This window comes from Inquilinus sp. YAF38 (genome assembly GCF_052113205.1).
Classification (GTDB): Bacteria; Pseudomonadota; Alphaproteobacteria; order DSM-16000; family Inquilinaceae; genus Inquilinus.
The window spans coordinates 1-13,295 of record NZ_JBFRCU010000059.1 but is presented as its reverse complement, the minus strand read 5'-3'; the positions used below and the strand labels follow the sequence as shown (position 1 = coordinate 13,295).

Below are 13,295 nucleotides of genomic sequence, written 5' to 3'. Positions count from 1 at the left end.
CCGCCTCACTCCAGCGAGATCATCGCGGCGCGCCGGCTGGTGACCTGATCCCGCGCCTTCGCCTCGGCGGCTGCTTTGGCGCGCCGGTGCTCCCGGTGCATTTCGAGCAGGTCGGCGATCCAGCCGCCCGGGCGGAAGGCCTCCACCGCCATCGGATGCCAGTCGTCGTAGGCGGCGCCCGCCCGATTCACCATCGACACGCCGAACACCGTCTCGCCGGCTGACGACAGATGGGCCTCGCCATGGTTGTCGCCGCGCGGGTCGGGATGCAGCGACCGCTCCTTGAAGGTGATGCCGTAGCGCCGGCCCCGATAGGCGAAGTCGACGGCGAAGTCCTTCATGTGGTCGGCGACCATGGCGAGCTCGGTGAAGTCCGGCGGGACCGGCTTGCCGTGGCATGACCAGGCGGCGAAGCGGCGGACGTCCCAGACCAGCGCACACAGCGCCTCGCCGATGCCACTGCTTTCCATGAAATGCTGTGCTTCGGCGACCTTGGCCCGGTCGGCCGCGGTGCAGGCGAGACAGGTCTCGCGCTCCTCCCGCTCGAGCTCACCGGCTTTCTGCCGGAACTCGTCGACCAGGGACCGCCACTTCTCCAGATGAGCGTTTCCCATCGCAGCCCTCCTCCTTGGCTACATCCCGAGGATGGTGCGCCATTTCCACAGGAATGCAAGGGGTTGGGTGCTGATCGTGATGCCGGCGGCTTGACATTTCGATCGGATTGTTCTCTATATGTTCCTGACAGCCGCCGCGGAGTCGACAGGTGACGGTTGGGACCGAAACGACAGCCACCATCCTCCATGCGGATCTGGACGCCTTCTACGCGTCGGTCGAGCAGCTGCTGGACCCGGCGCTGCGCGGCAGGCCGATCGCGGTCGGCGGCGGGGTGGTGCTGGCCGCCTCCTACGAGGCCAAGGCTTTCGGCGTGCGCGGCGGCATGCCGGGACGCCGGGCGCGCGAGCTGTGCCCGGGCCTGATCTTCGTCGCCGGTCATTTCCGGGAATATCAGCGGCTGGGCGACGCCGCCATCAAGGTGCTGGGCGACTTCACGCCGCTGGTCGAGCGGATCTCGATCGACGAGGCCTTCGCCGATGTCGCCGGCTGCACCCATCTGTTCGGCCCGCCGGACGAGATCGCGCGGATGATCCGGCGGCGGGTGCGGGCGGAGCTGGGCCTGCCGATCTCGATCGGCGTGGCCCGCACCAAGCACCTGGCCAAGATCGCCTCGCAGGTGGCCAAGCCGGACGGGCTGGTGGTCGTTGATCCCGAGGTCGAGCTGGCGTTCCTGCACGATTTGCCGGTCGAGCTGATGTGGGGCGTCGGCCCAGTGACGCGGGCACGGCTGGCGGAAAGCGGCGTGCACACCATCGGCCAGCTGGCGGAAATGCCGGGATGGTCGCTGGAGCGGCTGCTGGGCCGCGCCGCCGGGGAGAAGCTGTCGGCGCTGGCCTGGAACCGCGATCCGCGGGCGATCGAGACACGGCGGCGGTCGCATTCGGCCGGGGCGCAATCCGCGCTTGGCCGGAAACCAGCCGAGGAGCGGGTGTTCGTGCCGGCGCTGCGCCATCTGGCGGACCGGGTCGCCACCCGGCTGCGGGCCAAGTCGCGGCCCGGCCGGACGGTGACGGTCCGCGTCCGCTTCGCCGATCTGCGCTCGGTCACGCGCGCCGTGACGCTCGACGCGCCGGTCTCGGCGACCACGATCCTGGCCGAGATCGCCGAGGAGCTGGTGCGCGGCATCCTGGCGCAGCATCCAGAGGAGAAAAGCATCTCGCTGCTGGCGATCTCGGTGTCGCATCTCGGGGACCGGCCGCAGTTGCAACTGGAGCTGCCGCTCGGGCTCGCCGATGAGCGGCGCCGGCCCGGCTCCCGGACAGGCATGGCGCGCGGGCAGGCCGACCGGGCGATCGACGCGATCCGCGCACGGTTCGGTTGGCAGGCGGTCGGATATGGCTCGGTCGCGCTGGGGCCGTCCCGATCCGTCCCCGACGCGTTCCGCGAGCTCGCCGAAAAGGACCTCTGACCGCTACGGCGACGCGAGCCGGCTCGCCTCGGCGGCGAGCGGGTGGTTGGCGTAGGTCCGGGCGAAGTCGCGCCAGGCCTCGGCCGTGCCGGTGCGGCGGGCGGTGTCGAAGGCGGCATAGATCGCGGCGTCCGGGTCGTTGGCCAGCGGCCGCTCGTCCGGCGCGGGCCGCTGCTGCAGCCGGCGCCACGCCTCATCCGCCAGCGCCGTCCCCGGATGCCGCGCGATGAATCGGATCAGCGCCGCATTCGAGCCGTCGGCGACCGCCCCGCGAAACTCCTGGGCGAGCACCGCCGCGTCGTCCGGCGGCCGCGCCATGCCGGCCTGCGCCACCATCCTCTCCTCCTCCCGAAGCTCCGGGGCGCCGCCGTCCCGGGGAACGAAGGCTCCCTGCGCCCAGCACGGCAACGCCGCAGACAGCACGGACAATGCGAGACAAGCGGAGGGCCAGATCTGGACATTCATCGGTCACGGCTCCTTCCCGGGCACGCAGAGATGCCTGGCACCGCGCAAGGCCGGCAGGGCGACAACGACCTTTTCTCTCGGGAATATGGCGAATCCATGAGGTAATCCAAACATTCAGTATTCAGGAATTGAGTCACTACTCCTGTCCTGTCAGCGCGCCAATTTAATCATACAATTCCGACTAGGGTACTGGCGCAAGATTGACACAATAGCGGATTTTATGTATAATTCATTAGATAGGAAAAGACCGTTTGTCTTGGGACAGCTTGCGATGCAGTAGGATCGGCGGGGATAAATCTTACGCACCAGGGCGGGATTGCAACATCTTCACGACACAATCTCCTGACATGCTCCAACTGGGCTGAAGCGCGCGAGTGAACGACGCGTTCGGACCCTGAACGATCGTGCCTTCTACCAATCAATAATAAACAACAAGAAGTTGCGGATCTTCACTCAAAGGTTGCGGATCTTCACCACGTAGGGGAGACCCGGTATGAAATCGTCAAACATCCTTGAATACGACGCCTTGTCGTCCGACGGCGATCTTCTCGCCGATCCGATGGCATGGTCGTCGATGCGCCAATCGTCGAACGACCTCCTGTACCACAATACATTCGCCGATGCGTCCCGCCTGGACGCAGTCCTGGCCCATGGCGGCGCGCTCGCGGACTCCATTCGCGCGGCGATTGGCGACCGGTCCGACGGATTCGTGGTCCACAACACCTCGACTTCGTCGAGTGCCGGCTCCGGCGCGCCGAAGCCGGAGGAGAACGGCTCGGCCGACGCCGCCGTGGCCGTGGCCGCGTCCGGCAACCAGTTGATCGACGGCATCCTGGCCGGCGTCCGCTGGTCGGACGGCTCCATCACCTACAGCGACCCGGATGCGGTGAGCGACTATCAGGCCGGCCATCCGGAGGCGTTCACCAATTTCCACCAGATGACGGCGCAGCAGATGATCGCCGTCCACTTCGCGCTAAACGCCGATATCTTCACCCAGCCCGGCGGTGCCTATGGCTTCGCGGCCGAAGGGTTCACCAATCTCACCATCAGCTATGCCGGCAGCGGTTCGGGGGCCGGCACCATCCGCGTCGCCAACACCAGCGATCCCGGCACGGCCTACGCCTATTACCCGAACAACGGGGTCTATGGCGGTGATGCCTTCTTCGGGCCGAGCGGCGACGCGCCGGTCGCCGGCAACTACGACTGGCACACCGTGATCCATGAGCTCGGCCACGCGCTGGGCCTGAAGCACGGTCAGGAAACCGGCGTCTACGGAGCCCTGCCGGCCGACCATGATTCGCTCGAATTCTCGGTGATGACGTACCGCACCTTCATCGGCGACGACACCAGCGGCTACAATTACGAGACCTGGGGCGCCCCCCAGACCTTCATGATGCTGGACATCGCCGCGCTGCAATACATGTACGGCGCGGACTTCACCACCAACAGCACCGATACGGTCTATAGCTGGAGCCCGACCACCGGCACCACCTTCGTCAACGGTGGTATCGCCATCGCGCCCGGCGGCAACCGCATCTTCGAGACGGTCTGGGACGGCGGCGGCGTCGACACCTACGACCTGTCGAACTACACCACCAATCTGACCCTGGACCTCAATCCCGGCGGTTTCTCCGTCTTCTCGTCAGGCCAGCTCGCCTATCTCGGCGGCGGCCCGAACGGCGGTTATGCCCGCGGCAACGTCTTCAACGCGCTGCAGTACAATGGGGATGCGCGCTCGCTGATCGAGAACGCCAATGGCGGTTCCGGCAACGACACCATCCAGGGCAACATCGCCGGCAACGTCTTGAACGGCAACGCCGGCGCCGATTCCATCAACGGCAACAGCGGCAACGACACCATCAATGGCGGGGACGGGAATGACGTCCTGACGGGTGGTTACGACGTTGATGTCATCAATGGCGGTGCCGGCAATGACTGGATCGAGGGCGGTTTCACCAAGGACACCGTCGATGGTGGCGACGGCAATGACACCTTCTACGTGCGTCAGGGCGAGTTCGGTGACGACACCACCGGTGGCGCGGGGATCGACACCCTCGATCTCAGCAACTACACGGCCACCTACGGCTCGGTCGTGAACCTCGCCGGCGCGACCTACAACTTCTCGCCCTCCTTTGGCGGCCCCTATATCCTCACCGGGGTCGAGAACGTCAGCGGCACGCAGCTGGCCGACACGATCATCGGCGACGGCGGGGCCAATGCCCTCTACGGCAACGGCGGCGACGACAACATCCAGGGCGGCGCCGGCAACGACGTCATCAGCGGCGGCAGCGGCGTTGACAACATCCAGGCTGGGGATGGCAACGATACCGTCAGCGGCGGCGACGGCAACGACCTGATCCAGGGCGGCGCCGGCGACGACACGCTGACCGCCGGCTCGGGCGTCGACCAGGTCTACGGCGATGCGGGCAACGACCGCTTCTATATCGAGGCCGGATGGAACGGCGGCGTCGGCGAAGCCTTCTTCGGCGGCGCCGGAACCGACACCTTCGATGCATCAACCGTAATCTTCCCAGGATTCGGCGCCTACATTAACCTCCAGGACGGCATCTTCTACGACCTGAACGCCCTGAACGGCCAGATCTGGCTGTCGAGCGTCGAGAACGCAATCGGAACGAGCGGAAACGACCAGATCACGGGCTCGGGTGAGAACAACGTCCTGACCCTCGGCGCCGGCAACGACAATGCATGGGGACTGGGCGGCAACGACACCATCAACGGTGATGCCGGCGACGACATCATCCGCGGCGGCGCCGGAGCCGATGTGCTGAACGGCGGCGCCGGCACCGACCTTGTCACCTACTATGAAACCTCGGTCGGAATCTCGGTCAACCTCGCCACCGGCGTCGGCACCGGCGGTGACGCGCAGGGCGACACCCTGAGCGGGTTCGAGAACCTTTCCGGCAGCCAGGGCAATGACACCCTGGTCGGGACTGCCGGCGTCAACAACCTGCAGGGCAATAACGGCAACGACGTGCTCCGCGGTGGGGCGGGGGGCGATGCTCTCGGCGGCGGCGCCGGCATCGATACCGCCAGCTACTACGACAGCGCGGTCGGGATCTCGATCAATCTCGCCGCCGGCACGATCGGTGGCGGCGACGCCACAGGCGACATCCTGGTGTCGATCGAGAATCTGTCCGGCAGCCAGGGCAATGACGGCCTGGCCGGAAATGCCAGCAACAATGTGCTGCAGGGCTGGAACGGCAACGATGTCCTCGTCGGCGCGGGCGGCACGGATACGCTGACCGGCGGTGCCGGGGCCGACCGCTTCGTCTTCCAGGCGACAACGGACAGCGCGTTCGGGCCGAATGCGGACCTGATCACCGACTTCAGCCATGCCCAAGTCGACCGCATCGACCTGTCGGCGATCGATGCCAACACCGGCGTCGCTGGTAACCAGGCCTTCACCTTCATCGGCAACGGCCCGTACACCCACGTCGCCGGCCAGCTGATCTTCTCCAGCGGCGGCGGCTTCACCACGATCGGCGGCGACGTCAACGGCGACGGCACGTCGGACTTCCACATCCGGCTCACCGGCGCCCTCGTCCTCGTGGCCGGCGACTTCGTGCTGTGAACCAAGCTGAAGACGTCTAGCAGACGTCGGTGACCTGCGAGGCCTGAGGGGGCGTCCCCTCAGGCCTCGTTCTTGTCCGGCGCCCCCGCCTCCCCCGCCCCGCCGATCAGGTCGAGCCATTCCTGCTCGGTCAGGGTGGCGACGCCGATCTCGCGCGCCTTGGCGGCCTTGGAGCCGGCATCGGCGCCGACCACCAGATAATCGGTCTTGCCGGAGACCGAGCCGGCGACCTTGGCGCCGAGCGATTCCGCCCGCGCCTTCGCCTCCGGCCGGGTCATCGTCTCCAGCGTGCCGGTGAACACCACGGTCTTGCCGGCTACGGCGCTGGAGGTCGCACGCGGCCGCACGAAATCCTCGATCGTCAGCTGCGCCGCCAGATCGTCCAGCACCGCCCGGTTATGGTCCTCGGCGAAGAAGGCCAGCAGATCGTCGGCCACCGACGGGCCGATCTGGTCGATCGCAGTAAGGTCACGCCAGGCTTCGCTGTCGCGGTCCTGCGCCGCCTCCATGCCGGCCCGCCAGGCCGCGAAGCTGCCATAGTGCCGGGCCAGCAGCTTGGCCGTCGCCTCGCCCACCTGGCGGATGCCGAGGGCGTAGATGGCGCGGTCGAGCGGGATGGTCCTCCGGGTCTCGATCGCCTCGAACAGCTTCTGCGCGCTCTTCGGCCCCCAGCCCTCGCGGTTGCGCAGCGGCGTCAGGCTGGCCTTGTCCTGCTCCTCCAGCCGGAAGATGTCGCCCGGCGTCTTGATCAGCCCATCGGCGTGGAAGGCACGGATGTGCTTGTCGCCCAGCCCCTCGATGTCGAAGGCGTTGCGGGAGACGAAGTGGCGCAGCCGCTCCACCGCCTGGGCCGGGCAGATCAGACCGCCGGTGCAGCGGCGGATCACGCCGCCCTCCTCCCGCACCGCCAGGCTGCCGCATTCCGGGCAGGTCTCGGGGAAGACGTATTCCACCGCCCCTTCGGGGCGGCGCTCCAGGATCACCTGGACGATCTGCGGGATGACGTCGCCGGCGCGCTGCACCACCACCGTGTCACCGATGCGGACGTCCTTGCGCCGGATCTCGTCCTCATTGTGCAGCGTGGCGTTGGAGACGACGACGCCGCCGACCGTGATCGGCTCCAGCCGCGCCACCGGGGTCAGCGACCCGGTGCGGCCGACCTGGATGTCGATCGCCTTCAGCACGGTCTGCGCCTGCTCGGCCTTGAACTTGTGCGCCGTGGCCCAGCGCGGCGCCCGGCTGACGAAGCCCAGCCGCTCCTGCCAGTCCAGCCGGTTCACCTTGTAGACCACACCGTCGATGTCGAAGGGCAGGCTGGAGCGCAGCGCCCCGATCTCGTCGTAATAGGCCAGCAGCTCCTCGGCGCTGTGGCACAGCCGCGACGGCTCGTTCAGGCGGAAGCCCCAGCCGGCGAAGCGCTTGCGGATCTCCTCGATGGTCTTGCCCAGCGGCGCCGACACCTCGCCCCAGGTGTAGCCGAAGAAGCGCAGCGGCCGCGAGGCGGTGATCGACGGATCGAGCTGACGCAGGCTGCCGGCGGCCGAGTTGCGCGGATTGGCGAAGATCGGCTCGCCCGCCTCGGCCCGGCGGGCGTTCAGCGCCGCGAAGTCGCTGCGGTCCATATAGACCTCGCCGCGGATCTCCAGCACGTCCGGCGCCTCACCCTTCAGGCGCTGCGGCACATCGTCGATGGTCTTGACGTTGGCGGTGACGTCCTCGCCCTCGCTGCCGTCGCCGCGGGTGGCGGCCTGGACGAAGCGCCCCTTCTCGTAGCGCAGCGAGCAGGACAGGCCGTCGATCTTCGGCTCCGCCATGATCGCGACCGGCCGTTCCGGGTCGTCGCGCAGCTCCTTGATGAAGGACCGGACCGAGCTGAGGAAATCGTGCACATCCTCCGGCGTGAAGGCGTTGCCGAGCGACAGCATCGGGATGGCGTGGCGGATCTTCTTGAACCCGCTGCTCGGCGCCGCGCCGACCTTGGCCGAAGGGCTGTCCGGCCGGATCAGCTCGGGATACAGCACCTCCAGATCGGCGTTGCGCCGACGCAGCGCGTCGTAGTCCGCATCCGAGACCGTCGGCGCGTCGTGCTGGTGGTAGGCGATGTCATGGCCGGCGATCTCCGCCGCCAGGGCCGCCAGCTCCGCCGCGGCCTCTTCCGGCGTCAGCGCATCGACCGGCCGACCGCGCAGATCCTGGTCGCTCATTCCCGCCTCCCCAGCAGGCTGTCCGCCGCCGCGCGCGCCTCTGCCGTGATCTTCGCCCCGGACAGCATCCGCGCGATCTCCTCACGCCGCTCCTCCGCCGTCAATCCCGCCACCTGGGTGACCACGGCGCCGCCGCGATCCGCCTTGCGCACCTGCCAGTGATGGTCGGCGCGGGCCGCCACCTGCGGGCTGTGGGTCACCACCAGCACCTGGACCTGCTGTCCGAGACGCTTCAGCCGCTCGCCCACCGCATCGGCGACGGCGCCGCCGATGCCGGCATCGACCTCGTCGAAGATCATCGACGGCAGGGTGCCGGGCGTGCCGCGCTGATGCACCAGCACCACCTTGATCGCCAGCATGAAGCGGGCCAGTTCGCCACCCGAGGCGATCTTGCCGATCGGCCCGGGCGGGCTGCCGGGATTGGCCGCGACCAGGAAGGTGACGCGGTCGAGCCCGGCCGGGCCCCAATCGGCCTCCGGCAGACGACCGATATCGGTGACGAAGCGGGCCCGCTCCATCTTCAGGGGCGGCAGCTCGGCCTTCACCGCCGCATCCAGCTTCGACGCCGCCTTGCGCCGGGCCTTGGACAGCGCCTCGCCGGCCTGGACATAGGCGGTGCGGGCCTCGGACGCCGCCGCGGCCAGGCGCGCCAGCACCGCCGCCCGGTCCTCGACCAGCGCCAGCCGCTCGGCGAATTGCCGGCGCAGCTCGGGCAGCGCCTCGGTTTCCACCCCGTGCTTGCGGGCCAGGGAGCGCAGCGCGTAGAGCCGGTCCTCGAGCCGCTCCAGCTCGCCGGCGTCGAGATCGATGTCGGCGGAGAAGCGCTCGATCGCGGTGACGGCCTCGGCGGCCTCGTCCAGGGCGCGGCCGAGCTGGTCCAGGATCGGGTCGAGGCGGCCGGCGGCGCGGTCGGCGATGCGCTGCAGCGCGCGCTGCGCCGCCACCAGCGCCCGCTCGGCGCCGCGGTCGCCGGACAACTCGGACAGGGCGGCGGTGACGCCCTCCATCACCTTCTCGCGATGCTGCAGCAGGGCGCGGCGCTCGGCCAGAAGCGCCTCCTCCCCCGGCTCCGGCGCCAGCGCCTCCAGCTCCTCGACCGAATGGCGCAGGAAGCCTTCCTCGGCCTGGGCCCGCTCGGCCTCGGCCAGCGCCTCCTCCTGCCGCCGCTGGGCGCCGCGCCAGGCGTCCCAGGCCTTGGCACAGGCGGCCGCCAGGGCCTCGGCGCCGGCATAGGCGTCGAGCACGTCGCGATGGGTCCTGGGATCGAGCAGCCCCTGGGTCTCGAACTGGCCGTGCACCTCGACCAGCCCGGCGCCGATCTGGCGCAGCAGGCCGATCGACACCGGCTGGTCGTTGACGAAGGCCCGGCTGCGCCCGTCGGCGCCGACGCTGCGGCGCAGCACCAGCGCGTCGTCGACCGGCAGCTCCTGCCCGGCCAGCAGCGCCTTGACCGGATGGCCGTCGGGCAGCAGGAACTCGGCGCTGACGGTCGCGGTCTCGGCGCCGTGCCGCACCAGCCCGGAATCGCTGCGGCCGCCGAGGGCGAGGCCGAGCGCGTCGAGCAGGATCGACTTGCCGGCCCCGGTCTCACCGGTCAGCGCCGACAGGCCTTCGGCAAAGCCAAGCGAGAGCTGTTCGATCAGAACCACATTCCTGATCGAAAGTCCGGCTAGCATTGGATCAGAATATCGATCCGAGGGTGCGGTCGAAGAAGTCCTTGTCGTCGGGCGGGCGGATGCCGGAGCCGGTCAGCAGCGCATAAGCGTCCTGGTACCAGGGGTCGCCCGGGTAGTTGTGGCCGAGCACCGCCGCGACGTGCCGTGCCTCCTCCTTCAGCCCGAGCGCGACATAGGCCTCGACCAGCCGCTCCAGCGCCTCCGGCACCTGGCTGGTGGTCTGCCAGTTCTTGACCACGCTGCGGAAGCGGTTGATCGCCGCGTTGTATTCGCCGCGCTTCAGGTAGAAGCGGCCGATCGCCATGTCCTTGCCGGCGAGCTGGTCATAGGTCAGGTCCAGCTTCAGCTTGGCGTCGCGGGCGTAGTCGCTGCTCGGGAAGCGGGTGATGACGTCGTTCAGCGCGTTCGTCGCCAGCTGGGTGATGCGCTGGTCGCGCTCCACATCCGAGATCCGGTCGTAATAGCACAGCGCCTTCAGGTAATAGGCGTAGGCCAGCTCCTCGCTGCCCGGATGCAGGCTGATGAAGCGGTCCAGCGCCACGATCGCGCCGTCATAATCGCCGCGCTGATAGCTGGCATAGGCCGACATCAGCTGGGCCTTGGTCGCCCAGGTCGAATAGGGATGCTGCCGCTCGACCTCGTCGAACCGGCTCGTTGCCGTCTTGAAGTCCCGTTCGTCGAAGGCCTGCTGCGCCTGGGAATACAGCGCTTCCGGCGGCTGGTCCGCGGCCGGCTTCGCAGAGTCGGAGGAACCGCCGCAGGCGGCGAGAAGAACGGCCGGCAGGACGAGCCCGACCCGCGCCAGATGGCGAAACTGCAGACGCTTGTTCACTCGATCATCGCCTTCGGTTCTGTCCGGGCCCCTATATACCCACCCCGAACGCGAATGGCGAGACGCCTTCCCGCGGGCAGACACACGTCGTCCCCCGACGCAATAGCGAAGGGGGACGATTGCGGCAAGCGGAACGGGATCAGGCGGCGTTGGCGGTGGGCAGCGCAGCGGCGGCAACCGCGGGCCGGGCCCAGGGTTCGGCCGCGGTCTCGGCACCGAAGCTGGTGTCGTAGCACCAGGCGGTGTCGTCGGCGAACAGCGCCCGCAGCAGCTGGTTGTTCAGCGCGTGGCCGGCCTTGTAGCCGTGGAAATGGCCGAGGATCGGGGCGCCGGCGAGATACAGGTCGCCGATCGAATCGAGGATCTTGTGGCGCACGAACTCGTCCTCGTAGCGCAGGCCCTCGGCGTTCAGCACCCGGTCGCCATTGACCACGATCGCGTTCTCCAGCGACCCGCCGAGCGCGAGGCCGTGGCGGCGCAGCGCCTCGACCTCCTGGGCGAAGCCGAAGGTCCGGGCGCGGGCGATCTCGGTCTTGAAGTTGCCGTTCGACAGCCGGATCAGGCCTTCCTGATGCGCGATCGCGCGGCTCGGGAAATCGATCTCGAAGCTGTAGGTGGTGCTGGCCGACGGCGTCAGCCGGGCCCAGCGGTCCTCGGCCGTGACCTCGACCGGACGCAGCACGCGGATGCTGCGGCGCAGTGCCGGCTGGCTGACCAGCCCGGCGCATTCGATCAGGAACACGAAGGGGGCGGCGCTGCCGTCCATGATCGGCACTTCCGCGCCGTTCAGCTCGACCACCGCATTGTCGACGCCGCAGCCGCGCAGCGCCGCCATCAGATGCTCGATGGTGCCGACGCTGATGCCCTGGGTGTTGCTGATGACGGTGCACAGCCGGGTGTCGGTCACCTTGTCCCAGCGCGCGCCGATGCTGCGCCGGCCCTGGGGCACGTCGGTGCGCACGAAGACGATGCCGGTGTTGATCTCACCGGGGCGCAGCACCATGGTGACGTCCTGACCGCCATGCAGGCCGACGCCGGTGCACTTGATCGCGGTCTTCAGCGTCTTCTGCGTTGCCGCACCCGATTCCGCCGAGAGATGAGCCACGATTGGGGTGTCCTTCGCTTCGCTTAACATGCACTTCGCAGCACAAAGGGCTGACAAAGCTTCCCTTTCGGGACGAAGGCACCCTAGACCCCCCGGCGCGCCAGAAAAAATCACACTTTGTTTCGGACTGTTACGCGTGGGCGTTCGCTTGCGGCCGGAGGTGCAAGCGCCTCCAGCCTCGCCCGCGGGGCGGGACGTTTTCAGAGCACCAATCCATCCTTTTGCCGTCATTCCCGCGAAAGCGGGAATCTCTATCCGGTCGAGCGGGATGAGATCCCCGCTTTCGCGGGGATGACGAGGTTTTGTTTGGGAAAGCGGACGGCGGCAGGCGCGCGGACGCGCGCACACCCCTCCCCCAATCCCCTCCCGCAAGGGCAGGGGGAGTGTGGAAGGCTGCGCAAATCGGTGTTGTAGGTTGGGTTCGCGGCAGCGAACCCAACGGGATCGGGGGCCGCGACGGCGGCGACATGTTGGGTTCGCGAAGACGCGAACCCAACCTACGCGGTCATCCGGTATCCGGAGGCTTGCGGCGGCCGGTGCCGGCCGAGCGGGGCTCGGGCGGATCCTCATCATCCTCGCCGTCCTCCGGCGGAATGAAGCCCAGCTCCTCCAGGGCCTCGTCGGCCATCTCGAGCCACTGCTTCACCCGCACCGGATAGCCCCAGCGCCGGCACAAGGCTGCCACCGCGACCTCGGCCCGGCTGGCTTCCACCAGCTCCGCCACCTCCGGCCGCTCCAGCCGCTCGCAGACCTCGTCGGCGCGGCGGTCGGCCTCCTCGCCGTCCTYGGACACCTCATAGGCCGCCGCCATCATCGCCAGCCGGACCCGCAGCGCGTGCCAGTCCTCCTGCGCCGCCTCGCGCTGCGCCGCGGCCTTGCGCCGCTCGGCGGCCTGGCGCGACAGCTTGTCCTTGAGCAGCAGGGTCAGCCGCACGGCACGCGAGACGGTGGCGATCCGCTGGCAATAGTCGACCCCGGGCTGCGGCGCCTGCAGCGCCTCCCGCTGCGTCGCCCGGGCGATCGACATCTGAATCTCGACCAGCTCCGCCACCACGCACAGATCCGCCGCCCGCTCCTCCTGCGGAGCGGCCGGGGCCTCGGTGGCCGAATCGGTCTGCGCCTTGTTCATGGAACATAGCATGAACGTGAGTCGCAGTTAATACAATTGCACAATGTGTTTACTGGCTCCGGCCGGGTGCCCGGCGGGCCGTGGCGGCGTGCGCGCCCATGCGCATGTTCTATCTTTGTTCTTGACGCGATGCCGCATCGAACCGCATCATTCAGGCACAGTCGAAGAGTTGCGCCCGCCCGGCCCCGCCGCGGCGGGCTTTTTCATGCGAGGACGAGATGCGCGAGGTCAGACGCAAGCCGGTCTGGACCGGCTTCGCCGTKCGGCGG

At 68.5% G+C, this 13,295-nt stretch carries 9 protein-coding genes; 2 read left to right on the top strand and 7 right to left on the bottom strand.

Annotation, left to right across the window (positions count from 1 at the left end):
- Positions 1-5: 5 nt before the first annotated feature.
- Complete coding sequence (locus AB4Z01_RS23375) at positions 6-614, bottom strand: hypothetical protein (RefSeq protein ID WP_441698060.1); 609 nt, start codon at positions 612-614, stop codon at positions 6-8.
- 149 nt (positions 615-763) lie between these two features.
- On the opposite strand from AB4Z01_RS23375, the gene dinB reads away from it, so the two are divergent.
- On the top strand, positions 764-2,023 hold the full coding sequence (gene dinB / locus AB4Z01_RS23370) for a DNA polymerase IV (protein WP_441698058.1): 1,260 nt from the start codon (positions 764-766) through the stop codon (positions 2,021-2,023).
- 3 nt (positions 2,024-2,026) lie between these two features.
- On the opposite strand, the gene AB4Z01_RS23365 is transcribed toward dinB, so the two are convergent.
- Complete coding sequence (locus AB4Z01_RS23365; protein ID WP_441698056.1) at positions 2,027-2,359, bottom strand: hypothetical protein; 333 nt, start codon at positions 2,357-2,359, stop codon at positions 2,027-2,029.
- Between the two features lie 622 nt (positions 2,360-2,981).
- Between AB4Z01_RS23365 and AB4Z01_RS23360 the strand changes: the two genes are divergently transcribed.
- A complete protein-coding gene (locus tag AB4Z01_RS23360) occupies positions 2,982-6,080 on the top strand; it encodes a M10 family metallopeptidase C-terminal domain-containing protein (protein WP_441698054.1) in 3,099 nt (1,032 codons plus the stop codon).
- A 59-nt stretch (positions 6,081-6,139) separates the two neighbouring features.
- Here the strand turns inward: AB4Z01_RS23360 and ligA are convergent, their stop codons facing one another.
- The 5 genes from ligA to AB4Z01_RS23335 form a co-directional block, all read right to left on the bottom strand.
- On the bottom strand, positions 6,140-8,284 hold the full coding sequence (ligA, locus tag AB4Z01_RS23355) for an NAD-dependent DNA ligase LigA (protein ID WP_441698052.1): 2,145 nt from the start codon (positions 8,282-8,284) through the stop codon (positions 6,140-6,142).
- Positions 8,281-9,960, bottom strand: coding sequence for a DNA repair protein RecN (gene recN / locus AB4Z01_RS23350; RefSeq protein WP_441698050.1), 1,680 nt, complete (start codon positions 9,958-9,960; stop codon positions 8,281-8,283). The genes ligA and recN overlap by 4 nt, the downstream gene beginning before the upstream one ends.
- Positions 9,961-9,964: 4 nt before the next feature.
- Positions 9,965-10,792 (bottom strand): outer membrane protein assembly factor BamD, encoded by an 828-nt coding sequence (locus tag AB4Z01_RS23345; RefSeq protein WP_441698048.1) that lies wholly within the window; start codon positions 10,790-10,792, stop codon positions 9,965-9,967.
- A gap of 139 nt (positions 10,793-10,931) precedes the next feature.
- Entirely contained in the window at positions 10,932-11,897 is a 966-nt protein-coding gene (gene lpxC, locus AB4Z01_RS23340) for a UDP-3-O-acyl-N-acetylglucosamine deacetylase (protein ID WP_441698046.1), read from the bottom strand.
- A 505-nt stretch (positions 11,898-12,402) separates the two neighbouring features.
- Entirely contained in the window at positions 12,403-13,026 is a 624-nt protein-coding gene (locus tag AB4Z01_RS23335; RefSeq protein WP_441698045.1) for a hypothetical protein, read from the bottom strand.
- Between the last annotated feature and the right edge of the window lie 269 nt (positions 13,027-13,295).